The 24212-nt window shown below is 43.9% G+C and carries 18 protein-coding genes; 9 read left to right on the top strand and 9 right to left on the bottom strand.

The annotated features are described in order from the left end of the window. The first annotated feature begins 169 nt into the window (after positions 1–169). A complete protein-coding gene (locus ACYQ0Y_RS06190; RefSeq protein WP_407884364.1) occupies positions 170–691 on the top strand; it encodes a hypothetical protein in 522 nt (173 codons plus the stop codon). Between the two features lie 73 nt (positions 692–764). Here the strand turns inward: ACYQ0Y_RS06190 and ACYQ0Y_RS06185 are convergent, their stop codons facing one another. Both ACYQ0Y_RS06185 and ACYQ0Y_RS06180 read right to left on the bottom strand, forming a co-directional pair. Beyond that, complete coding sequence (locus ACYQ0Y_RS06185; protein WP_407884366.1) at positions 765–2336, bottom strand: MFS transporter; 1572 nt, start codon at positions 2334–2336, stop codon at positions 765–767. Between the two features lie 30 nt (positions 2337–2366). Beyond that, positions 2367–2822, bottom strand: a complete 456-nt coding sequence (locus tag ACYQ0Y_RS06180) for a GNAT family N-acetyltransferase (RefSeq protein ID WP_407884368.1) — start codon at positions 2820–2822, stop codon at positions 2367–2369. 59 nt (positions 2823–2881) lie between these two features. Between ACYQ0Y_RS06180 and ACYQ0Y_RS06175 the strand changes: the two genes are divergently transcribed. Together ACYQ0Y_RS06175 and ACYQ0Y_RS06170 are read left to right on the top strand one after the other, a co-directional pair. Beyond that, entirely contained in the window at positions 2882–3547 is a 666-nt protein-coding gene (locus tag ACYQ0Y_RS06175; RefSeq protein ID WP_407884370.1) for an endonuclease III domain-containing protein, read from the top strand. Positions 3548–3550: 3 nt separating this feature from the next. Next, a complete protein-coding gene (locus ACYQ0Y_RS06170) occupies positions 3551–4786 on the top strand; it encodes an ATP-binding protein (RefSeq protein ID WP_407884372.1) in 1236 nt (411 codons plus the stop codon). A 193-nt stretch (positions 4787–4979) separates the two neighbouring features. Here the strand turns inward: ACYQ0Y_RS06170 and ACYQ0Y_RS06165 are convergent, their stop codons facing one another. After that, on the bottom strand, positions 4980–5126 hold the full coding sequence (locus ACYQ0Y_RS06165) for a hypothetical protein (RefSeq protein ID WP_407884374.1): 147 nt from the start codon (positions 5124–5126) through the stop codon (positions 4980–4982). 198 nt (positions 5127–5324) lie between these two features. Here ACYQ0Y_RS06165 and cls point away from each other — a divergent pair, with 198 nt between their 5' ends. After that, the gene (gene cls / locus ACYQ0Y_RS06160; RefSeq protein WP_407884376.1) at positions 5325–6770 is read left to right on the top strand and encodes a cardiolipin synthase; all 1446 of its coding nucleotides are present in this window, start codon (positions 5325–5327) and stop codon (positions 6768–6770) included. A 75-nt stretch (positions 6771–6845) separates the two neighbouring features. Here cls and ACYQ0Y_RS06155 read toward each other — a convergent pair whose 3' ends face one another. The 4 genes from ACYQ0Y_RS06155 to ACYQ0Y_RS06140 all read right to left on the bottom strand — a co-directional run bounded on the left by ACYQ0Y_RS06155 (position 6846) and on the right by ACYQ0Y_RS06140 (position 9329). Further along, complete coding sequence (locus ACYQ0Y_RS06155; RefSeq protein WP_407884378.1) at positions 6846–8261, bottom strand: DUF4097 family beta strand repeat-containing protein; 1416 nt, start codon at positions 8259–8261, stop codon at positions 6846–6848. Continuing rightward, positions 8248–8604 (bottom strand): PadR family transcriptional regulator, encoded by a 357-nt coding sequence (locus ACYQ0Y_RS06150; protein WP_407884380.1) that lies wholly within the window; start codon positions 8602–8604, stop codon positions 8248–8250. The genes ACYQ0Y_RS06155 and ACYQ0Y_RS06150 overlap by 14 nt, the downstream gene beginning before the upstream one ends. A gap of 135 nt (positions 8605–8739) precedes the next feature. After that, entirely contained in the window at positions 8740–8991 is a 252-nt protein-coding gene (locus ACYQ0Y_RS06145; RefSeq protein ID WP_407884382.1) for a kinase to dihydroxyacetone kinase, read from the bottom strand. 107 nt (positions 8992–9098) lie between these two features. After that, positions 9099–9329, bottom strand: a complete 231-nt coding sequence (locus ACYQ0Y_RS06140) for a helix-turn-helix domain-containing protein (RefSeq protein ID WP_407884384.1) — start codon at positions 9327–9329, stop codon at positions 9099–9101. A gap of 138 nt (positions 9330–9467) precedes the next feature. Here ACYQ0Y_RS06140 and ACYQ0Y_RS06135 point away from each other — a divergent pair, with 138 nt between their 5' ends. From ACYQ0Y_RS06135 to addA, 5 genes are all read left to right on the top strand, one after another. Then, entirely contained in the window at positions 9468–9662 is a 195-nt protein-coding gene (locus tag ACYQ0Y_RS06135) for a helix-turn-helix domain-containing protein (protein ID WP_407884386.1), read from the top strand. A gap of 39 nt (positions 9663–9701) precedes the next feature. Beyond that, positions 9702–12611: an SEC10/PgrA surface exclusion domain-containing protein gene (locus ACYQ0Y_RS06130; protein ID WP_407884388.1), complete on the top strand. Its 2910-nt coding sequence runs from the start codon at positions 9702–9704 to the stop codon at positions 12609–12611. A gap of 40 nt (positions 12612–12651) precedes the next feature. Next, on the top strand, positions 12652–13617 hold the full coding sequence (locus ACYQ0Y_RS06125) for a hypothetical protein (RefSeq protein WP_407884390.1): 966 nt from the start codon (positions 12652–12654) through the stop codon (positions 13615–13617). A gap of 1055 nt (positions 13618–14672) precedes the next feature. Further along, a complete protein-coding gene (locus tag ACYQ0Y_RS06120; RefSeq protein WP_407884392.1) occupies positions 14673–18305 on the top strand; it encodes a PD-(D/E)XK nuclease family protein in 3633 nt (1210 codons plus the stop codon). Beyond that, on the top strand, positions 18295–22134 hold the full coding sequence (gene addA, locus ACYQ0Y_RS06115; RefSeq protein ID WP_407884394.1) for a helicase-exonuclease AddAB subunit AddA: 3840 nt from the start codon (positions 18295–18297) through the stop codon (positions 22132–22134). The genes ACYQ0Y_RS06120 and addA overlap by 11 nt, the downstream gene beginning before the upstream one ends. A 468-nt stretch (positions 22135–22602) precedes the next feature. Here addA and ACYQ0Y_RS06110 read toward each other — a convergent pair whose 3' ends face one another. After that, positions 22603–23268, bottom strand: coding sequence for a CPBP family glutamic-type intramembrane protease (locus ACYQ0Y_RS06110; protein WP_407884396.1), 666 nt, complete (start codon positions 23266–23268; stop codon positions 22603–22605). A gap of 456 nt (positions 23269–23724) precedes the next feature. Beyond that, positions 23725–23979 (bottom strand): hypothetical protein, encoded by a 255-nt coding sequence (locus tag ACYQ0Y_RS06105; RefSeq protein WP_407884398.1) that lies wholly within the window; start codon positions 23977–23979, stop codon positions 23725–23727. Positions 23980–24212: the final 233 nt, after the last annotated feature.

Raw genomic sequence — 24212 nt, 5'->3', positions numbered from 1 at the left:
TAATTTTTTTAAACACTACTGGTTAATTATTGAGTTATTACAAATTTGATACGTGAATGTGTAAATTAAATTTTCCGGACAAGTCGTGAATCGGCTTGCAAGTCAGCAACGCTTAAAATTATAATTGAACCACGTTAAAGGAATATTGATGGGGCCTGGGAGGATTTTTATGAAGAAGTTCATTATGCTTGGAATGAGCGCGTTAATGGTATTAGGATTAGCTGGCTGCAGGTCTGGCGCTGAGCAATCGAAAACATCGACTTCAAGTCAGTCGCAAACGAGTCAATCATCTAAAAAGATGAACGCCACGTCGAGTTTCAGTTCCAGTTCACAATCAGCTACTTCAGCCAGCGGATCGACGAGCAGTACTGTGGCGAGTTCTACATCTGATTCCTCAAGTACAACAACGAGCGCCAAAACGCCAGCTGCAGCAACCTCAACGGCTAAAGTGGCGGTTAGCGACCAAACTACGGCGCTAAATGCGCTAATAGCTCAGTATGGAACGAACCAAGGGGATACCGTTTATCAATTTTTAGGTGCGTCAACAATTGATGGTCAAATGGCATATAATTTTGATGGCTTTTCTCAGGCTGCAATGCAACAAGGCCAACGTGGGCAAACTGGAGCCTTTTTTGTATTTGCTGACGGGCATATCGTGAATACGTTTGAAAATCCTAATGCGATTCAATGAATGTGCATAATAGCCAAAAACGCCCAGTCCGAAGTTTAGATAAAAACTTCGGACTGGGCGTTTTACGTACCGGTCATTGATTAAAGTCATCATGATCACGAATTAACAGTGCGGCAGCAATTGCACCGCCGATGGTAAAGACCATCGATAAGAGGAGGACATGTTTCATCCCAAGGTCGAATGCATTAATGACCGCGCCATGTACCGCTTTAAATGCTGGTAATCGTCGCAGCTGACTAGCTCGACTACTGGCTAGCACGGCTGGACCCGAAAATGGACCAGCCGACAGGAGACCGTGTTGGATGCCGGACAATGCAGTTTGGGGGAGCTTAATGCTAGGCAGCGAAGCGGTCAGAGATTGTTGATACGCATTGGTGAGTTGGATACCTAACGTCACGACCCCAAAGCTAATGCCAAACTGGCGAAAGACATTGGCAATTCCGCTGGCCATGCCGACATGCTCTGGTTTCACGCCACCAATGGCAGCCGATGACAGTGGTGGGTTCACAGTGGCATTACCTAAACCAAGAAAGACGAAACCGAGTGCAAAGTCGACATAGGTGACGGTCGGATTAATCGATCGATAGATAAGCCATAGTCCGAGACTGATTGAAACTAACCCACTGAAGGCTAGCCAGCGATTGGAGAAGCGATTAGTGAGCATTCCGACAATTGGACCTAAGAAAAGGCTAAAGACACTGATCGTTAGTTGCCGAATGCCAGTTTGCATTGCAGAATAACCAATATAGTTTTGCATCAACACGGTTAGGTAAGTATAAAAGGCGTACAAACCAGCACCTAGGCCAAAGGATGCCACAGCTGAACCGACGAATGAAGGGGACGCAAACATATGCATATCAATCATTGGATCACTAAGATGACGTTCGATCAGTACAAAACTAACTAATAAGATGAATCCACCGACTAATAGTCCGACAATATGCAGGTTACTCCATGCCCAACTAGGATGATTTTCCTTTTGTAGAAGACCTAAAATAATAGCAAAAATAGCTAATGTACTTAGGATCAGGCCAATTAAATCAATATGCCCATGCCGGTTACCATAAGAGTCATTGATGAACCATCTTCCTAAGACTAACGCGATGATACCAATTGGGATGTTAATGAGAAAAATTGCTCGCCAAGAAAATAACTGAACTAATATACCGCCAACTAACGGACCAATGGCAGTTGCGAGCCCAATCACTGAGCTCCAGATCCCCAGCGCGATCCCACGTTCTTGACCAGTAAAGGTCGCTGCCACGATCGCCATTGAAAGGCTCATCATCGCCGCACCACCCACACCTTGCACGCCGCGAGCCAAGTTGAGCTGCAGGCCACTTTGCGAAAGAGCTGATGCTAACGATCCCAGGGTAAAGATGACCATCCCTAGTTGGAAAAATCGCTTGCGTCCGAACAGATCACCAAGTTTGGCGAAGACGAGTAAGAATACGGCATACATCATTGTATAAGCATTGATAATCCATTGCAGATTATCGAATGATTCATTAAAGTCTTTTTGGACGGTAGGCAATGCCACATTAACGACGGTGACGTCCAGTAAGGCCATAAAAATGCCCAAACAAATGGCGGCTAGTGCAAGCCAGTGTTTAATTTCTGCACTAAAGTGAGTTTGTGTCTTCATTAATAGTTTGTCCTTTTATTTTGGTGGTAGCTAGTAAAGAGCTAAAAATGGATACTGGTCCCGTCTGGTATCGGTTAAAGTGATATTAGGCGGAGTCGCTAAATCATCACGCTTGGTTTCTTGAAAACCAAGCCGTTCATAAAAAGCGCGGGCAGAGAAATTAGTTGTGACGACTTTCAATTGCATTAAGCCGGTTGCGGATTGACGCATCGTTTCAATTAACCGATAACCGACATGTTGATGGCGATAGGCAGGATCAACAAATAATAAATGAATAAAGTTAGCTAGACGGTAAAATGATAGAAAACCGACAACTTTTTGATCAATAACGGCGACCAGAATGTATTCGTGTCGACTATCTCGTTCGAAATCGGTTAATTGGGGTTGATTGACCCATGGAAAGTCACGATAACGATCGATAAAATAAATGCGTTCCAAAGTTGGATAGTCAGTTTTTTTTGCCGTACGCACGATTATTTCGGACATGTGTAGTTCCTTTTCCTTCAGTAGTGAGTAAGCTAAAATAACCTCAGAGGATAACCATAATGAATTTACGACCACTATACAACATTTTAGAAACGAATATGGGACCACAAAATTGGATGACGATTGGCGCATTGTGGGCCCAATCACCTCTGCAAGTGATGTGGACGGCAATTTTAATTCAAAATGCTAGTTCAACGAATGCAGATGCAGCTGCTCGAGATTTGCTCGCGGCAACCAATAATGATCCGGCTCAAATTCGTGCCTATTCGGTTGAAGACTTAGCTGAAGTGATTAAACGAGCCGGATTATACCGGACCAAGGCGAGTTATCTTATCGAAGCCGCCAAGTGGGTCGGTCGACATCACGATGATTTAGCTGAAATTGAACAAATGGATCGGGCAACTTTGCAGGCTGAATTGTTAGCTGTTAAAGGAATCGGCAATGAGACGGCAGATGATATTATGTTATACGGCTTTCATAAGCCACTTTTTATCGCTGATACTTATGCTCGTCGCCAGTTTGGTTGGATGGGTGTGAAGGTTCCGGCGACTTACCGTGCCTTTCAAACGCTAGTCGAAATGAATGCGAGCTTGAACTGGGATGAATTTCAAGAGCTGCATGCCCTCATTGATGGCTTCGGTAAGCAGGTCAAAAACCAACAGCAATGGGTGACTAGCTTTATGGCTGACTTTACTTTGCCATGGACTGATGAAAGTGAGGGGTAATTGATGACCAAAGTGCTAACTGATGTAGCGGTGACGCGATCGCAGGCAAGACCGGTCAGACTAACCGCTGATCAATGGTTCAATCAACATTTGTTAATCGTGGGTCAGACGGGCAGTGGTAAATCGACCACCACGGTAACGCTGATCAATGCTTTAATGGAAAACGATCAAACCGCCATCGTGATTGATCCAACCGGCGAATATGCCCATTTGCCTCACGCGGTCGTGGGAAAGCTTGGGACCAATGCCTTTCTTGATTATCGGATGCTCACTGCATCGCAATTAGCTTCGTTGGCTGGAATTAAGGATCCAGCAGTGATTGTCTTGATTGATCAAGCCATAACGAGCTTACGGGTTGCTAATAATGTGTTGCATCAGAAAACCCCGTACCAAAAATTAGGTCGTCCCTGGTCAATTTATGAGCGGCAGGTCGCACAGCTGCATGATTTTCCACGACCCTATCATATTGAATTATTACCAACTCAATTATTAGAAGAATGTGTGATACCAGCAGTCGGCAAACAGGCTGATTTCGCTTTGATCGGTCAACAATATGACGGTAAACGGCAACGTGAACTGGGGCCAGCATTAATCGCTATCAGAAGATTATTAGCAACACGCGCCTTCCAACAGGTTTTTCGCTTGCCAATGAATGCTGAGGAAATGCGGCAGCGATCTGCTCATACGCAATTGGACGTAGTGTACTTAATGCGTTTGTTTGCTTCCGTTAAAGCGTCTGATCGTTGCTTGGTTGTGGATGTGTCAGCGTTAAGTCAAGATTTAGCTGCTGGGGCATTAGTTGTTTCAATTTTGGCCGCTCAGTTGTTAGCGATTAAGCAGCATCCATCTGCGCAACAACCAGTTGTTCTGGTGGTTGATGAGGCTCACCGTTACTTAACTGCAGCCGCAACTAAAATAGGCGCGTTTAGTGAAGATGGTCTTTCACGAATTGCTCGAGAAGGCCGCAAAGTGGGGCTATACTTGCTGCTGACAACGCAAAGTCCTCTTGATTTGCCAGTTCAATTACTGGGGGAGTTTGGTAACTTAATCGTTCACCGGTTAACGACTACATCTGAATTGCAAACGTTAGCGATGGTGCCCTCATTGCTGATTTCAACAATTGCTCATCAAGAGATCGGAGAGGCCACATTGGTGGGTCATGCTTTTGCGGAGCCAGTGCCCGTTTATTTCAAAAAAACAGTTATTCGTCATGAAACCGCCAGTCCACGGTTTGACTGAAGCAACAGAGCAACATTAATGGTGGGTGGGGCAGGCCTAGCTGAATGTTGCTTAATGAGATGCTGAAATTATTCAAAAATAAACTGGTTATGGTAGAGTTCCGCATAAAAGTCATGTTCGTCTTTAAAAGGCGCAATATGTGATCGAAAAAGCGCCATCGAAGCGCCTCACTTTCTTAAAATAGATTGATCCATTACTGCCGACGATGTAGATAGATGGCGATAATAATGACTAAAAATAGCAGTATGATCATTGCGCTGCGTGGATCTTGACTAAAGCCGCGATGCAACAACCGGAAAGTTCCTAGACCATGAAAGCCACCAATCGCAAAGATAGACATGCATTTTCCTCCACTTGTTGAATGTGATTTTTCCCATTATACGCATAACTTAACGGCTTAGACAGTTAAAAAGCCATTGAACAGTGTGTATTTATGATCAATAACTACTTAAACTGCGCAATTAGTAGCGAAAAGTGCTCGCGGGATAAGGAAAAGATGAGTAAGATGAACGTAGCTTATGATTGAGAGGACCTCACCATGGATTGGGTGCATTTAATTCTACAAATTATTATTTACGTGAACGCGGTGCTGGCGTTTATTACCGTCTTTCGCGAACCACGAGATATCGCTGCCACTTGGGCCTGGTTGCTAGTGTTGGTCTTTTTGCCGGTTGTTGGCTTTGTGGCGTACGCTTTTGTCGGGCGTCGGCTGCCGAAGAATCGGTTATTTCAAATTAGAGAGCAAGAACAACTTCAGCTGGATGAACGACTTGCGTTGCAACGTGATGAGTTATCATCTGAACGAAATGAAGCGGACAGTGTTACGGCGACGGCGTTAGGAACCGTTAACTTATTTATCGAGTCGGACCAAGCCTTTTTAACCCGGAACAATCGAATCCACATTATCAGTGACGGCAAGGATTTATTTCATGATCTTTTTGAAGACATCGAACGGGCCAAAAAAAGTATCCATATTGAATTTTATACGATTTACGACGATGAAATCGGCAATGAGTTGCTACAATTATTGATTCGTAAGGCGCAATCAGGGGTAGCCGTGCGTGTGCTTTACGATTCTTGGGGCTCCATGGGGGTTCGACCAAAATTTTATGACCCGTTGCGTGCCGTCGGTGGTGAAGCTTATCCATTCTTACAGACACATAGCGCTTGGGCTGATTTTCGTCTGAATTTTCGTGATCACCGTAAAATTGTGATCGTTGATGGCACGATTGGCTACACTGGTGGCTTTAATATTGGCGATCAATATCTTGGGCGCAAAGCTAAATTTGGTTACTGGCGTGACACTCATTTGCGCATTGTTGGCGCCGGTGTTTACGGTCTTCAATCACGATTTATTCGTGACTGGAACGCCACCAGTCGGCTAAATCCGTTGGCAGTTACCGAAGACTTTTTCAAAGTGACAAAGGTCAAAGGCGAGACTAATATGCAGATTGTCTCCTCTGGGCCAGATTCGGATAAACAGCAGATTAAAATGGGTTACTTACGCCTGATTAATTCCGCTCAGAAACGGCTATGGATTCAATCCCCCTACTTAATTCCTGATGATTCTGTGTTGGATGCCTTACGAGTCGCGGCTGGTAGTGGGGTGGACGTGCGCATTATGATTCCAGATAAGCCGGATCACCCGTTTGTTTATCGGGCGACGGAGTATTATGCTAAGCAGTTGGCCAACGAGGGCGTCAAAATCTTTAAGTACCAAAATGGCTTTCTCCATTCAAAAACCATGGTCGTCGATGACGGCGTTGCTTCAGTGGGATCAGCCAACTTGGACTTTCGCAGCTTTAAACTAAACTTTGAAGTCAATGCATTTTTATACGACCCGCTGATTACCACTGAGTTAGCGAGACTTTTCGAAGCAGATATGCATGATAGCCGACTGGTCACGTATGCCGATTTTAATCGGCAAAGTCACTGGATCCGGTTCAAACAAACATTTTCGCGATTATTATCACCAATTTTATAAATCAGGACTAAATAAAACCACAGTCCACCACACTGCTTGGTGGTGGACTGTGGTTTTATTTGTCGTGAGATTAAATTATGCGAGTCGAATGGAACCTGATTTGGCAGAAGCTGTGACGTAAATGTGCGGATCGTCACCGACTGCGCCATCCTTAAAGGACGTTTTATCATGATCATAGATTGCATTTGCTGGACCCTTAATACTGCCACCGTCTGCATCGAGATCAAAATTGTATTCGACACCAGGAGCAAAGGCGAGCTTGATTGAACCAGAATTGGCGGTCGTATCGAGGTTCCCGGTTAATTGGGCAAAGGCGAGGTTAATCGATCCAGACTGGGCTTTAAAAGTACCGCTACCAATTAAACGCATGCCCCGAATGGCACCAGAGTGGGCATTGATTTCAAACTGATCGGCTTTAACACCATCGAAGCGAACACTCCCACTTTGAGCATTAGCACGAAAAAGTCCGGTTATCGCTAAATGATTCGCTTTTAGTGAGCCGGAATGAAGATCAGCATCTAGATCCTTCATTTGCCCACCATTAATGTTCAACGATCCGCTGCGCACGATTAAACGGACTTGGTTTAAGGCCGCTAGCTCATCGAAGCGAACGCTGCCAGAATGGGCTTTTAAGAGCAGATCACCGGCAAACGATGCTGGAATCAGCAGTTGGGTCCGAATTCGTAGCGGTAACAAATGAGGATGGCGTCCCGAACGAATCGTCAAGGTGCCATCGGTCACTTGGCTACTGCCAAAATAACTTTGATTGCCACGACTCATGTATTCACGAAAGATAATTTCATTACTATCCGAATTTTTGACGACTCGTACAGCTGCGTCAGCGTAGTCGAAATCAATGCGCTCGACTTGACTTGCGCTGAAACGTTGCTCATTCACTAAGTTTAAGCGTTCCACGTAGATTTCCGTATCGGCGGGATTGGTTTGTCCAAACACAGTATCAAAATCGGCGAAGGGGTCATCCGTTTCATGATTGGGTTGAGCTTTTTGATGGTTATCTGTCCAAATGCCTTGATCATCCATCACGAGGTTGCCTAAACGAATGCCATCTTTATTCAAGCTGATCTTGCCATTTTTAATGTTCACGCCGTCTTCATCAATGCGCATGGTTTTACCACCATCCACTACGATCTTGCCATCTGTGATGTCAATATGATGACCACGAAAATGATGAGTCCCAGTAAATTGATGGGTGGTTGAGGTTGTGTCATCATATTTTTTATGTTCATCTTGGTCAGTCGAGTTCTCGCGATTTGTCATAATTTCGTCAACGAGGTCATCCAAGTTGCCCAAGCTGTCAAAAGCATGATTAACTGCATCGGTGATGGTTTCACCTTGGCCTTCATTTTCATGAGCAGCCTCACTTAAATCAGCTTGCAATTCTTCTTTTAATTCTGTCATTTCATCAATCGTCGGGTAGTCAGCGAAGTAGTCTGCTAAACGACGAGCGACCATGTGATCAATTGTGTCCATCTTCAGTGATCCTCCCGGTAATTAAGTCATCAATAATTTTTTTGGCAAAGGTCCAATCAGCAACGTTTTTAGCTAGGGTAGTTTGGCCTTGGGTTGTGAGTTGATAGTACTTGCGTCGCCCACCTTGAGTTTCATTCCCCCAGTAACTAGTGATATCACCGTTCTTTTCTAAGCGTCGAAAAGCGGTATACAAAGTTGCTTCGTTAAGTTCGTAGGCATTATTACTTAAAGCGCGCACGGCCTTCGCGATTTCATAACCGTAACTATCGCCTTGACTAAGGATATTCAAAATAATGGTTGAGGTATGGCCCCGGATAATATCCTTTGAAATTTCGGGCTTCATCAGGCACCTCCTTTTAAGGTTGTTCTTTGAAACGAGTACAATGTACCACGATGTACTGTGCGTGTCAAAGTAATGTGGTTAAAAAAACACTTTGTCGTTCAACAAAGTGTTGTCAAAGCGTATGATACTCAGATCTTAGCCGGGTAGACCGCGAGACTGACGATCCATATTCTCCACCACAACGTCAAAAACATCTCCTAGTGACGCGCAATATTCCAAGATTTCCCAAGGCTGATTGGTGTGAAAATGGATTTTAATCAGATTACTATCGCCCACGGCAATTAGACTGTCCCCGGCAAAAGTTGCTTTAATGTGTGCATCAATTTCATTCTCATCTAAATCATGTCCGTCGATTAGACATTGCGTATCGTATTTAAATTCAATCATGATTATGACTTCCTTTGGCGTGGTTTTTAAACTAGCTCTACCATAACGAAAAGTGGGTTAATTGGGTAGTGAAGTGTCTTTAGAAGTGAATGAATGTCGATCAATGCTTATCTTCGTCGACTGTTTTGAACATATCCTTCTGCTAGCAAATCCAAGGACCAGTGAAAAAAATCGGCGAGAATAAATAAACGATTCGGTGGAATGTCGGCACCCTTTTCATATCGTTGCAGGGCGCTCTTAGAGAATACTGTGGTGTAGCGTTCGTTTAGAATATCTGTTAATTGAGCGATAGATAAGCCCTGAGCATTGCGAGCGTTTCGCAGTAATTGACTAATCATGGCAACTCCTTTTTGTCTTTAGTTTAAGGCAAAAAGGACATTTTTTTGTAGTTTTCGTCAAATTGTTATTGCATTTGATTCGATTTCGGGTTATGATTCGAATGTGGGTCAATTCATCAAGCAAACCGAGGTGATCAGATGCCGCCAGTTAATGACCTTCGTATTTATTTATACGCTCACAGAATTAAAAGAGCCGAAGTGGCTAAAACATTAGGAGTATCAGTTGGAACAGCGGCCAATAAAATTCATGGCAGAACGCCAATTACAGTAGAAGAGGCACAAGAATTACACGACAAATTCAATGTACCAATTTCTTTATTTTTGCATGAATGACCCGATTTCGAGTCAAAAATATTTTTGGAGGTTTAGGTAATGGATAAACATCGAACACAAGCTCAATTAATCGAAGGACGTCGTTTTAAGTTATATAAGTCAGGCAAGGTTTGGATGGTTGCCGGTGCCACATTTTTGACACTTGGGGCACCTGGTTTAGTGGCCGTCCACGCTGATACCACTAATCAAACGACTCAACAAACAGCTCAACAAAGTCAATCAGCGTTAGAGCAAGCTCAAGCTAAACAGTCAGCCGCCAGTGATGGCGTTCAATCTGCGAGTTCTCTAGCTAGTCAAGCTTCAAGTTCTGCTGAAGCAACTAGCGAAGCTGCAAACTCAGCGAGTGAAGGCTTATCGCAAGCTAATTCAGTGACAAGTGAAGCGAATAATCAGCTAAATTCAGCGCAGAGTCAACAATCACAAGCCAGTCAACTAGCAAGTGAAGCAACGTCAGCCGGCATTGCTAGTCAAACAAGTGTTGTCAATTCAGCTACCAATCAAGTAGCCAGTGATAGTAACGCTATCACAAGCGCTCAATCAAATGAAACTTCTCAAGCTTCCTCACTAGCGGCAACTAGTGAAGTTGCTTCCCAAGCTCAAACAAAAGTTGATTCAGATAACGCCGATGTAGCCGCTAAACAAGCCGCTTTAGATGACGCTCAAGCAGGCACTGAAACAGCTACCGCTCAAAAGAATCTTGATTCAGCCAACGCTTCATTGACGACTGCCAATAATAATTTAACGAGTGCGACTAATGCATTGACTAGTGGTGTTGCTCAAACAAATACCGATCAAACAGCACTAAATTCAGCTAACGCCGCCTTGACTGATCACAATAGTCAAATTACCGGCGCTCAAACTGGCGTCAATAACGCGCAAACTCTCGTGAATACTGATCAAACTGCCGTCAATAATACACAAAGTCAGCTGACTTCAGTGGAAAATCAATTGAGTGACACGGATCAAAATCATCTCATCTTTCCTAGCGATTTTGCTCAAACGTTAAAGTCATGGGAAAGTGGCCAGATGAGTGATAGTGACTTTGATGCCTATATGGCTAAAGCATTTGCTGCAAGTAGTTTCAATTATGGACAGCCTAATCAATATCAACCAACTCAAGCTGACTTAAATGATTCAGTTTCTTCTACCACAGGGCTAACTCAATCACAATTACAAGACTTAGCTCAATTTGCTGCTAAACTAGTCAATGAATTGCGTGATGCTTTAGGCGAACCACATGTAAATGTTAGTTTAGTCTCTCAACAAATTGCGCAATCCGTTGCAAGCGCTTACAACGCTGATAATTGGAATTGGGCGAATGGACACGACATGAATGCTTTACATAATGTCGCAACTCAATATGGAATTACTAGTGATGGTTATCCATCTTTGACTGAAGCTGCTGGTGGTGGTTATCAGAATGCTACAAGTCAATTCTTCAACACTGAATATTCAAATGGAACATTGACTATGGCTTCAATGAAAGCTATGACAGCTATGAGTATCGAAGAAATGATTTTCAATGATTTCTCTAGCAATTGGGGTCACATGGAAACTTTAGCAAATTCTGGTTATGATCAGATGGGTATTGCTATCGATGATCAAAATTGGTCTCACTTGAACTTCTTTTCCTCTTCCAACAATACCAATAATCTCAATCTAACGCCTCTTCCCGCACTGTCTGATTCAACAGCTCTCGCTAATCAAAAACAGCAGTTGCAATCTCAACTAACGCAACAGCAAGCCACTCTCAAAAATGATCAACAAGTTCTCCAAAACGCTCAAGCTAAGCTAGCAAGTTTGCAGAATGACACGTCTTTCGCCAGTGCAGTCAGTCTAGCTCAACAGAAATTTTCCAGTGATCAAAGTCAAAATCTAGCTTTAAGCGTCAAGCAAAGTCAAGCTAAGCAATCAGTTCAAAACGCTCAAGCGAATGTCACAGCTTCTCAAGCAGCTTTAGCGCAAGCTCAAAAAGATGACAGTAATCAATCAGCAAACATTCAACAGAAAACCGCTGATTTGAATGCCGCCAAGAGTCAGTTAGCCGCAGACAGTCAAGCGTTGAATCAAGCCAATGCCAACTATCAAGCAGCTTTAGCCGCTGATAATCAAGCAAAAGCCGCCATTCAAGCCGCTCAAGTGACACTAAAGAGTGATCAAGCTAATCTCGCTGATCAACAGCAAAAATTAGCTGACATGAAGAATGCTCAAGCCAATTTAGCAGCCGCCAATCAAGCCGTTCAAGCCGCTCAATCAAAAGTTGATTCAGCAAATGCAGCTCTCACAAACGTTCAATCAAACTATGATTCAGCTAAGTCAGCTGACGATGCCGCTCAACAAGCCTATCAAACAGCGTTGACTAAACTAGCCGCCGCTAACAAAGCCCTTGATGAAGCTAATCAAGCAGTCGCTGATTTAGAGAATCAAACAAGCGACAATGATGGAAATAGTGGAACAACTGGAACGACTACAGGCGATAATGGAAGTTCAACTAGTGGAAATGATTCGACTGGAACTACTGGTGATGATGGAACGACGGGAGAAGGCAATTCGACTTCGACTAACGGTAATTCAACTGGGGAAACTAGTAATTCAAGTGAAACCGGCACAACTGGAAACTCAAGTGAAACTAGTGGAAATACGTCGAATAATGAAACTAGTAATGGTAAAACGAGTGAAAATGACGGCAAGTCTTCTGAAAGTAATGGCATGAGTTCAAATTCAATCAAGCCAACGCCAACCAGTGTTCAGAAGCGAACTGAGACGACGAGTTCAGCGATTCAGTTGGGGAACCGGACAGTTGTGATGCCAGAGAATGCGACAAAATCAGCTATGACGACGACATTACCGAAAACGGGTGAACAAGAAGTTCGGGCAACTGGCTTACTTGGTTTATTAATCGGGGCAATTTTGAGTTTCGGTGCATTCGGTTATCAACGGAAGCATTAAACGAAAAGTTGGCGTCATTTGCCTATAATTTGAGGTTGAGATGAGTAAAACATTACGGAATATTCTAATCGGAATTATTATTGTGCTCGCTGTCATTTGTTTATTTGTGATTGGACGATTAAGTGCCGGCGGTGAACATAGTAACGCTAGTTCGCATAGTCAACAGACAACGAAAACTAGCGAATCCAGTGATAAAAAGGTCGCAAATAAAGGCAATTTTTCGATTGCTGAATTAAAGAACAATCCGAAAGAGTCCGCTGTGGCCATTGTTTATTATGGGGTGAAGTACGTATCCAATAATCAGACCTGGCATAATATTTTTACTGACGGGGGCAATGGGTTCACGATTTCAGTTAAGACCGTGGATCAGAATACGGCAAAATATTATGTTGAAACGCGCACTGACACCAATAAAGATCCGAATGCGGTTTATTACAGCCTAGTCGGGAATGACCATAATGAAGTTGCTTTTTACGATAGCCAAGATAACGAGCTACTGAAAGTCTCACTAAAAGCGATTCAGACTTATGCCAATCAGAACTTTTCCGAGGCTGATATGGCGGGTCGCACGAAAAAAGTGGACATTATTCAGGCTTCAGGCAGTAACACGACTTCAACACCGGGGACTGATTTAGTTGCTGATGCGCAAAATGATCCCACTAAGTATGCCGAAGAGATTATGACTTATGCCGAACAAGTAAACATTGCAACGGAGTTTAATCAGCCATTGTGGTGGGATAAGTTAGATCAACTTAAGAGTCATTTCGGTGGTTATTATCATATTTATCAATCCAGTGATACTGGGGAATTCAGTTTGGATACGCAAGCAGGTGGTGGACTCGGATTTGATGCCCCTCAAAACGGCAACGTAAAATTCTTTGTTTCTGGTGGTCCCAGTGCGTCTGGTAATGGATCGCAAGAAGTGAGTGTTGATATTGCGCAGATTGAAGCTCAATTAGATAGTGGGAACACGTCTTTGGTCAGTGTTAAATTATCGCAGAATTAAGCTAGTTAACATAATCTCCATTAACAAAAGTAAGCCCGTCATCATTGAGATGGCGGGCTTTTATTTCGAAAACTTTGTGAAATTGAATTGGTCTAGTTGAACAAGCTTGATTTAGAGCGGTTTGTATCAGCTAAAAGTTAGTGAAATTGACGTGATTTATGTATAGAAAAAGGTGTGCCATCGCACACCCCAATCGATCGCACCCGCTACCAGACAGGTACTTGGCAACATGCTTACCACAACACATTCCCCAGATGAATCTTGTTCCAAACTATCACTATATATGATAAGACATTAAATCGCTTAGTCAACGTTAATAATGCGACTTTCTACACAATAAAAAAGCTGCCCGCCACCTAGCGAACAGCTTTCCGTAACTCGGTCTTCGCAAACGACCCATGGCAATTTCACCAAGTCATCATTCGCTCACAAGCTACTACCGGATGTCCCGGCTGTTTAATTGTGCAGCCCCGGGGACTGCTGAATAAATGACGGATTCTAGGTTGCCGTCAGCCTGTTGCCGATTGATGAACACTTCATCCAATCGACCTTGTCGGTGCATTAGGAAGGAATCTTTCTAAGGCCAACACGGATTAACGCAGTCATGATTCACGCTCTAGCAAATCAACTAAAACATCTGATTGAAATGGGACGTTCGCTCCCTGACGATGTTTTTGAAGGCTTTACCATTTCACGGAGCAGTGACTTCATGCCCTGAACCACGGCAATTGCTGCGGGGTTCTCACTTGATTAAAGGCCAACTTCCTTCCTCACCATGCAGTATAGCAGAGACTTTATGGAAGCGCTAACAAAATGCCTGAAATTGATTAACATTCAAAGCAAATCCTCCGATCTTTTTCAGGGCTCATGCTCGCGAAGTTCAGGCTGGTTGACGGGAACGACAATGTAAACAGTTTAACCTAGGTCCCAAGCCGCTAATCAACGATTCACCAAATGTTTACGCGGTCAATCAATTAGCTAGCGGTGTCACTGAAGCTGATTTCGAGTAAAATGTAATTAACAAGTCACTGTAATATTTTAGAAGGAGCTAGGCTGTGACATTAAACTTTATTTTGGGTGCCGCTAAGTACGACCATCGGCAAACGTTAATTGAACAAATACACGCCTCGATGGTCGAGCACCCAACCGATCAATATTTTGTGTTAGTGCCCAACCATATTAAATTTAATGCGGAAGTTGGCGTCTTAACCGCGCTGAAACAAGCTACTGGTCGAGCCGATGCACCACTGTTTGCTGATGGACAGGTGCAAGTATTTTCGTTTACCCGATTGGCCTGGTATTTCATGAAGAATACAGCGACCTATCAGTTACCGCGTCTATCTAACGCGGGTTTAAGCATGTTGCTATATCACATTATTGCTGATCATCAGACTGAATTGACGGTATTTGCAGGAGAACTTAATCAGACCGGATTTATTAATCAATTGGTGCGTCAGTTTGCGGAACTGAAGGTCGGCCGAGTGAGCGCTGAAGATTTGCAGCGTCTGGCGGGTCAACTAACGGTTTCACAGCAGAGTGATCTAGGTGGAAAATTACATGATTTGGCGATTGTGTATCAGGCTTATACGGAGACGTTGGCCGGAAAATACATCGACAACGCTGATTTAATTAACCAGTTAACTGATTACTTTGCCGCCGGGGATCACTTGAATCACGCGCATATTTATTTAGATGGCTTCACCGGATTTTCCGCGCAAGAGCAACAATTGCTAGCGACTTTGATGGTTAAGGCAGCATCGGTCACGGTCTCCTTAGTGATCGATCAGGCGCCAAAACAGGCACCGATGATGGGCGATTTGTTCTACCAACCGGCACTCGCGTATCAACGACTGGTGGCATTAGCCAAGGCCAATCAAGTGCCAGTTCAACTGGATACGATGGCTAAAACCAGGCGAGTTAGTGATTCGTTAGCAGCATTGGATGACTATTGGGTTGCCAGTCGACCGGCCAATCGGGTACCAGCCCAACCACTATCAGCTCAAGACCAGTTGCAAATTTTTACGGCAACGAGCCGGCTTGACGAGTTAAACCAAGTGGCGCGGCAGATTCGCACGCTGGTGGCCCAACAACCGGAACGCTATCATTACCGAGATTTTTTGGTCTTGAGTCGACATTTGGCGCCGTATGAGAATTTTCTTGGGCCTGTCTTTGATCAAATGGAAATTCCTTATTTTGACGATTCAGATAAGCCGATGGATCAGCATCCCTTAATTGAGTTGGTCGGGGCGTTATTTGACGTACGTAGCCATTTTTATCGTTATCAAGATGTGATGCGGTTACTTAAAACCGAATTGTTAATCCCGATGATTGATGGTCAACAGTTATCTATTGAAGCCTTTCGTCAGGCCTTAGCTTTGACGGAAAATTGGGTACTGAAGACCGGCATTGAAGGCGCTGCTTGGCTTGATTCTGCAGATTGGTCCTATTGGCGCCTATTTAATGCGGCTGATGAAACCCTAACGGAGAAAGATCAGCAGGTTCAACGACAAATCAATTTGATCCATCATTACATTCGGCAAACGTTACCACCATTGTTTAAAGCACTAGATCGGGCCACAAATGGTTTAGCAGCCGCGAAGATTTTATATGAATTCCTCGTTAACCATGGTGTCGTGGAGGTATTAAATTCATGGCGACAAACGGCCACTGAGCGTGGTGATTTGGCACGAGCATCCAGAACCGAACAGACTTGGCACACATTTACGAATATTTTGGATGAATACGTGAGTTCATTGGGAGAAACCACTGGTTTTGACGTGGATGAATTCGCTGCCTTGCTCTTAAACGGTTTTGACGGCGCGGCTTATACGCAAATTCCCGCCACGTTGGATCAAGTGACGGTGTCGGAGACCGGAATTGCTCAGCAAAATGATTATCAGGTCGTCTTTATGATTGGGGCCACAGATGATGTTATGCCTGATACGGTGAGTGAAAGCACCATTTTGACGGACAGTGATCGGGATCAATTATCACCGCAACTGGCGACGGACCAATTTTTAACGCTGGGTGCCGGTGAACAAATGACTACTGATCCATTTATCAACTATCTTGGTTTTTTAACGGGTTGTCAGCGATTAGTCTTATCATATCCGCAGGCTAGTAGTGATGAAATAGGATTGCAGCCGTCCCGATATGTGACGGAGATTGCTGACCACTTCAAGTTGCCAATCATTACTTATAACGCTGATCCAGAGGTGGAAAGCCAGCAAATTTCAGCGATCCAACCGTTTGTTGGTTCCCCCCGTTTTACGTTGGCAAACCTAGTCAAAGTGAGCTATCAAGCCAAAACGCAACAGAAATCACTACCAAAACTGTGGCTCTATTTATATCGATGGTTGCAGTTCTCGTCACTTCAGGCGCTGACCAATCAACTATTAGCTGGGTTAGACTATCGCAATGTTCCTGAACCATTGCGGCCGGAAATCGTCACTGGTTTATATGGTGATGAATTAAATACCTCGATTTCGCAGTTAGAAACCTTTTATCGAAATCAATACGAGTACTTTTTGAAATTCGGTTTACGTTTAACTCAACGGGATGAATTTGAACTGTCACCGGCCAGCACCGGTGAATACTTCCATCTGGCGTTAGATCAATTGATGAAACGCGTTGTCAGTGAACAACTGGACTTAAGCCGTTTATCCGATGATGCCATTAACCGGTTAATTAATGACGTGATGCCAGACATTAACGAACAACCACAATTTGCCATTTTAAATAGCTCTCATCGCATGGGCTATATTCGCGCTCAGTTAATTGAGACCGTCAAACGAATGGCGGTCATGATTGGGCGACAGCAGCACACTACTCAAATGCGACCGTTGGCAACGGAAGTTCTCTTTGGTCATGTGGGGGCTGAGCAAGGTTTACCAGCGCTGTCATTTAAACTCGGCGGTCGACATCAAATCAATGTTCGAGGGAAAATTGATCGGATTGATGGCGTGTTAACGGACCAACAGGCTTATCTGAGTGTGGTGGATTATAAGTCTGGGCGCCGAACTTTTGATTTTGAACAAGCTTATTATGGATTGTCGATGCAAATGTTAACGTACTTGGATGCCTTACAGCAGGACGCGACGCGGTTACCCAACTTAGCGAATGGTGTGACGCCGGAATTAGCGGGCGCTTTATATTTGCACATTCAAAATGCGTCACTACCGTTAAATGTGCTCGGAAAAGGCAAATTGCTTGATCTAGATGACTTAACGAAACTTGATGCGGCGTTGTTAAGCGCTTATAAGTATCAGGGCGTGTTGGTGGCTGATCCAATGCTGTTAGCGGCGTTAGACGATTCGGTCAGTACTGGGGGTACATCGAAGATTTATCCGTTTGCGATTAAAAAAGATGGTAGTCTCATGGCGAGTGCGAAAAATGTCATCACTCCAGCGCAACTGAAGAAATTGTTAAAGCATGAAGAGGATTTGATTAAAGCTGCGGGGACCGCGATTTTCAACGGCGAAACACGCTTGAATCCATTCCAGGATGCCCGTAAACGCACGGGTCTACAGTATTCACCGTATCCGGCGATTATGCGATTTGACGCGATGTTGCCGGAAAATCGGTATCATATGTTAGATAAATTAGGACCAGAAGATGTATTAGCTCGGCTTGAAGATGATGATAAATCCCCCAAGGACCAGCAAAAGGAGGCCGATGATGGCGAATAAATCACTGAATTTTACCCCAGCGCAAGACGCTGCCATCCATCATGGCGGCCATAATGTGTTGGTTTCTGCCTCGGCTGGTTCTGGTAAAACTCGCGTATTAGTTGAGCGGGTGATTACGAAATTATTGGATGAACAACGGCAAATTGATATTACTAATTTACTGATCGTGACCTTTACGAATGCGGCGGCCAAAGAAATGCGCGACCGAATTCAGACGACACTGCGCGATCAAATCAATGCTACCGTTGGCAGTGACGCTACTAGCAGTCAACAACGCCGGCGGTTATTGCATCAACTGACCCTTCTGAATAGTGCAGATATTAGTACACTGGATGCATTTTGTTTACGACTCGTTCAAAAATATTACTATGTCATTCACTTGGATCCTGTTTTCCGTCAATTAGCAGATGAGACTGAAGCCCAGTTACTCAAAGAATCTGTATGGAGTGAGCTACGTGAAACGCTATATGCCGAAGATGATGGTCAGTTTGCGACATTGACGCGAAATTTTTCAGGGGATCGCGATGATCAAGGCTTACAAGACCTAGTCTTTCGGTTGGCCACTTTTGCGACCGCTAAGGCAGATCCATCCGGTTGGTTACGTGGATTGCCGACTGCATATCAACTGGCAGAACAAGATTTGTGGCATAGTGATCTTGTGCAAAAGTACGTCGCGCCAGCGGTGCAGAATGCATTGACACAATGTCTGAATGATGTGCAAACGGCCCAAAATTTGACCGATGGCTTTTCAAGCATGGATTACATCGAAAAATGGACGCCGCTGTTAAAGGAACTATCCGAACGTTTCACCAACTTACAGACGGTGGTTGACGATACCGATTGGGATCAGCTGCGGCAGACAATTGCCGAGGTCGATACAGGGCGTGCGCCACGGTTGCTCAAGCTTGATTCGGATGACCAACGGATCCATGACCAATTGAAAGCACTACGTTTAGGCTTGAAACAGCGGCTAGATGGGTTGCTGAATCAGTATTTCGCGCTGAGTGAAGCTGACTTGCGCCTGGTTAATCAGCATGCCGGTCAGTTAGTTACCCAGTTAGCGGACATTGTTCAGCAATTTATGGATGCGTTCAGTGCCGAAAAACGCCGCCGTCACTTGGTGGATTTTGGTGATTTAGAACACTTTGCGTACGAAATTTTGCAAGATCCCGGTGTGCACGAGGCGGTCAGTCAAAAGTATCATGAAGTGTTGGTGGATGAGTATCAAGATATCAATGAACTACAAGAACAGATCTTACAGTCAGTCGCTCATCAAGACCCTGAACCCGGCAACATGTTCATGGTTGGCGATATGAAACAATCGATTTATCGCTTTCGACTGGCAGATCCCACCTTATTCCTGCATAAATACAATACTTTTAAAACGGCTGACGAAGCACTTTCTGATGTCGATGATGAGCGAATTGTGTTAGCGGATAATTTCCGCTCGATGAAAAACGTGGATGAATTTACGAACCTGATCTTTTCACAACTGATGGATGAACGACTAGGCGAAATGAACTATGCCGGTGATGCCGAACTCCAATACGGACCGAAAGATTATCCGTTGGATCAAGTTCCCCCAGCAGAGGTACTGATTTATGAAAGTGGCACACCGGCGCCTGCTGCGGATGCACCGGCAGATTTAGAAGACGTCGATGATGCGTTAGCGATCAATGATCGAGCAGAGGGCCAGATTGTGATGGTCGCTGCTAAAATCCGTGATATGGTTGCTAACCATGAACAACTTTACGATCGCAGTAGCGGTCAGTATCGCGATCTACAATATGGCGATGTGGCCTTGTTAGTGCCGACGCGCAATAATAATTTACTGTTACAAGAACAGTTTGCTAAGTTAGGCGTACCGTTAGCCGTGCGTGACACTGCCAATTACTTTCAAACGACCGAGATTCAAATTATGATGTCACTGCTACAGATTATTGATAATCCGTATCAGGACATTCCACTAGTGGCCGTGTTGCGCTCGCCAATTGTAGGATTAGGTGAAAATGAATTAGCTTATTTACGCATTCAAAATAAGACCAGTGATTACTTCCAGGCGCTCCTCGATTTTGAACAACGGGTTGTTGAGCTGCCAGAACAGGTCGGCGCGTTTGGGCAACAAATCCATGAACGCATTCAACGCTTTTTAAGCCAGTTAGATGAATTTCGTGACATTGCTCGCCAAAATCAGCTAGTGACCTTAATTTGGACCATTTATCAACGAACTGGCTTTCTCGACTATGTGGCAGGGATGCCAGGTGGTCAACAACGGGCCAATAATTTACACGCCTTGTATGCGCGCGCTGCGGACTATGAAAAGAGTAGTTTTAAAGGCGTCTTTCAATTCGTTCGTTTTATCAACGAGATGCAAAAACATAATAAGGATCTGGCCGAAGTCAATGTCGACAATGAAGAAAACGCGGTCTCTGTGATGACCATTCATGGTAGCAAAGGACTGGAATTTCCCGTTGTCTTCGTGATGGACGCTTCTCATGGCTTTAATCTGTCAGACCAACGTAGTGCGGTCGTACTTGATGACCACTTAGGGATTGGCATCAGCTGGTTAGATTCGCAGCGGCATTTGAAAATTGATACGCTCCAAAAGAAGATCGTGGCCAATCAGGCGACCAATAAATTATTATCTGAAGAGATGCGGGTGTTATATGTTGCGCTAACCCGGGCGCAGCAACGGTTGTTTGTCGTCGGCACTTACCAAGATCAAGCAGATTTATTGAGACACTGGCAGCGCGCGGCGACTAATCCAGAATTGACCCTTAACCCAACTGCGCGTAGCGAGACGAAGAACTTTATGGATTGGATCGGGATGGCGCTGTTGCGTGTGCCGAGGGTAGCAGATCAATTAGGTGTCGGGCAATTAGTGACGCCCTTACCATTAGATGAAGCTGGACAGCAGGATCGACTGACCAGTTTTAAACTGACGATGGTGACTAAGGCACAGTTGCAGCAAGCGGGGATCTTAGCCGTGGTAGATGATCAACCTTCCACGTACCTCACTGACTTGCAAGCTAAGGCACAGCAAACAGTGGTTAGCGACTTGAACGTTGATGCCTTGGAACAAGTATTAACCTTTACCTATGCCAATCAAGCAGCTACCCAAACAACGGCCTATCAATCGGTATCAGAATTAAAACGTTTGTTTGAAGAACCGGATCAAGCCGAATTAGGCACTTTGATGTTAGACGAAGAAGCCAAAGCACGTTCACGGGTGAATACTGAAATTTTGCAGACGCCTAGATTTATGCAAACAGTGACGGCACCATCCGCCACCGAAATTGGGACTGCGACTCACTTGGTGCTGCAAGAAGTCGATTTAACCAAGGGACAACCCTCACGTGAACAGCTACAACAAGTCATTAACCAGTTAACGGATGCTAATGTGTTAACAGCTGCTGTGGCTTTACAGATTAATGTTGACCAGTTAACGGCCTTTTTCACGCAACCACTAGGTCAAGCTGTTTTAGCCCATACCAATGATCTCCAACGTGAAGCTGCTTTTTCACTCTTGATTCCTGCCTATCAACTGTATCAAGGGATTCATCAACCGGCTGATGTCAGTCAGGCCGAACAGGTGCTGATTCACGGAATCATCGATGGCTACTTCATTGAAGACGGCGCCGTCACCGTATTTGATTACAAAACAGATTATGTCGATCAAGCGCATCGTGAGTCTGCATTAGCAACATTGGCGGATCGTTATCGCGGTCAATTGAACTTGTATGCGGCCGCCTTGACGAGCATGACCGGCTTGCCAGTGGCGCATAAATTCTTGTATTCATTGAATGCGGCCACGGCGATTGAAATTTAACATGATTAGAGCTACCTAAATAACCCCCGCAACGTTGGTAATACTGGCGTTGCAGGGGCTATTTGCGTTTGTGAAAATACAACATTTCAATTAGCTCATTGATGAGTTTGATACTGGCTTTTTAGGTAGCTGTATTTCATCCTTCAATTGAATTTAATCGAAGATATCGCCAAAGAAAAAAGACCAACAGCCAATCACTAAGATCACTGTGCAAATAACGATGAAGTAAATGAAATTGTGTCGGTTTGCCAACCTTTTTGCGAATACGTCGGGCCCAAATCTTCTAAAATATAATGCTTGGAGGTAAGAAACTCCGAATAAGACAACTAGAAAGATCAGTGCCCACATAACTTTGGTCGTAAACATAAGCTGCTCCCTTCATTTTTTATTAGGGTATTTTAGCGGAGGCACTAAAGGCAGTAAATCCAGACAATCACCATGATCAGTACTCATGAATCTGTGTTTAAATCATGCCACCAGTACGCTCAGTAGTGTTGTCGCGTCGGAAATCCAATGGACATAAATCCCGTTGCGCAAACTATTGGCTCCCCGCCACGACGCGGTGAGCGGATACCGAGAGACACCAACGATAAATACATACGCCCAATTCATCTGATAGTGAGGTAAGTGTAAAAACATAAAAATAATACAGCCGATTAGATTAACGATTGGCCAGGAATGATTTTTAAATTTAGTTTGAGATACTAAGCGAATTAGTGGTAATAAAAGCGAAGCCATCGCAACTTCTTCTCCGACTATGGATACCAATAATTTGAATGTTAGCCATAGTCGCATAATTACAGAAAGCGTTGTTAAATAGGCCCGGGTACCAGCTGGGTTAATCGCGACTAATTCAGCAGGTTTAGTTAAAACCACTAGCAGAATCGCAATGAGTTCAAAAACAAAAAGCTGCAAGACATATTTTAGGAGTACACGCCATTTAGGACTTGGCAGTGGGCGGAAAAAATCCGGGATGTGGTGAAAACCGTATAAAATCCCGAGGCTTAGCATTCCAGTAAGAAGCATTGATAGCCAACTGAGAAAGTGGCTCATGGACAGCTGATTTAGGTAGCCGATGATAAATAACAACACGGTAAGGGGATAATATTTATTTTTAAAATTAAAATTTTCCATTAAAGCGCTCGACTAGCAATGGGGTAAACTTTGCCAAATGCATACCTGATATTAGACTTGATTCGGTTAAGTTCACTAAGGCAATGCAACATACCGTTAATCAAGCTAGAAACTGTTTCTCCAAATGTGGACAAACTAATTAGTCGGTTTTCCATGATAATTGCTCCTCAATCGTGGTCATGTGACTCCATGTTTTAAGTTAGATGGAAATAATAAGAAACGAGCAGTACATTCCTAGTTACTTGGATGAATTGGTTAAGCTTGCACCACACCTAAATTGTAAAACACTTCACAAATTGATGCGCAATTTTTTGTTTTATACTTTAAATCGAATAAATTTGTTGATGTTATGCGATAAACAAAACTATGGATTGATAATCCTTATTGAACAGATTTGTTATGCTGATTTACTTATGCAATAAGCCATTTCCCAAAAACATTGAATCTTGGAAAACTTCAAACCCAGGTTCCAATGTTGAGTCCGACATCATGTCCAATGTTTGGTTTTTGCAAAGCAGTATAAAGCGCAAGCGCTTCTGCTGAAATGTTCTTTGATAATGCCAATTTTCCAAAGCTTTGTTGTAAATCTTTGATAACCCGTCCTTCATAGGCTCCTGAGTTAAGTTCATTAATGCCCGCATCAATGATTTTTTGCTCATTTTGTTTTTTAAAATGTAATTGTTTTAGTTGACTTAATAATTCTTTGTCCACGTTAACTCATTCCTTTTAAGAGATTTAGTATGGAAAATGTTGAACCCAACCATTCATTCGACATTCTTAGATGTCATGTTAATGGTTTTTAATTTTCATCTATAATTAACCTGGGAGGTTATTTTAAACAACTCAACAAATTTTTTATCAGAAATTAGTTTTCCAAGTGTGTTGTGCAGCCTGCTGCTGAACATACATTCCGCCTCCCACGGTGTCCCACCAAGTTTTTTACT

The organism is Furfurilactobacillus curtus (genome assembly GCF_054657915.1).
Note: the sequence above shows the minus strand (reverse complement) of the source record. Positions and strands in the feature narration are given on the sequence as shown.

What these genes read in the sequence shown, in the direction of transcription:
- ACYQ0Y_RS06190 (WP_407884364.1), top strand. Translation starts at nt 170, where the DNA reads ATGAAGAAGTTCATTATGCTTGGAATGAGCGCGTTAATGGTATTAGGA.
- ACYQ0Y_RS06185 (WP_407884366.1), bottom strand. Translation starts at nt 2,336, where the DNA reads ATGAAGACACAAACTCACTTTAGTGCAGAAATTAAACACTGGCTTGCA.
- ACYQ0Y_RS06180 (WP_407884368.1), bottom strand. Translation starts at nt 2,822, where the DNA reads ATGTCCGAAATAATCGTGCGTACGGCAAAAAAAACTGACTATCCAACT.
- ACYQ0Y_RS06175 (WP_407884370.1), top strand. Translation starts at nt 2,882, where the DNA reads ATGAATTTACGACCACTATACAACATTTTAGAAACGAATATGGGACCA.
- ACYQ0Y_RS06170 (WP_407884372.1), top strand. Translation starts at nt 3,551, where the DNA reads ATGACCAAAGTGCTAACTGATGTAGCGGTGACGCGATCGCAGGCAAGA.
- ACYQ0Y_RS06165 (WP_407884374.1), bottom strand. Translation starts at nt 5,126, where the DNA reads ATGTCTATCTTTGCGATTGGTGGCTTTCATGGTCTAGGAACTTTCCGG.
- cls (WP_407884376.1), top strand. Translation starts at nt 5,325, where the DNA reads ATGGATTGGGTGCATTTAATTCTACAAATTATTATTTACGTGAACGCG.
- ACYQ0Y_RS06155 (WP_407884378.1), bottom strand. Translation starts at nt 8,261, where the DNA reads ATGGACACAATTGATCACATGGTCGCTCGTCGTTTAGCAGACTACTTC.
- ACYQ0Y_RS06150 (WP_407884380.1), bottom strand. Translation starts at nt 8,604, where the DNA reads ATGAAGCCCGAAATTTCAAAGGATATTATCCGGGGCCATACCTCAACC.
- ACYQ0Y_RS06145 (WP_407884382.1), bottom strand. Translation starts at nt 8,991, where the DNA reads ATGATTGAATTTAAATACGATACGCAATGTCTAATCGACGGACATGAT.
- ACYQ0Y_RS06140 (WP_407884384.1), bottom strand. Translation starts at nt 9,329, where the DNA reads ATGATTAGTCAATTACTGCGAAACGCTCGCAATGCTCAGGGCTTATCT.
- ACYQ0Y_RS06135 (WP_407884386.1), top strand. Translation starts at nt 9,468, where the DNA reads ATGCCGCCAGTTAATGACCTTCGTATTTATTTATACGCTCACAGAATT.
- ACYQ0Y_RS06130 (WP_407884388.1), top strand. Translation starts at nt 9,702, where the DNA reads ATGGATAAACATCGAACACAAGCTCAATTAATCGAAGGACGTCGTTTT.
- ACYQ0Y_RS06125 (WP_407884390.1), top strand. Translation starts at nt 12,652, where the DNA reads ATGAGTAAAACATTACGGAATATTCTAATCGGAATTATTATTGTGCTC.
- addA (WP_407884394.1), top strand. Translation starts at nt 18,295, where the DNA reads ATGGCGAATAAATCACTGAATTTTACCCCAGCGCAAGACGCTGCCATC.
- ACYQ0Y_RS06110 (WP_407884396.1), bottom strand. Translation starts at nt 23,268, where the DNA reads ATGGAAAATTTTAATTTTAAAAATAAATATTATCCCCTTACCGTGTTG.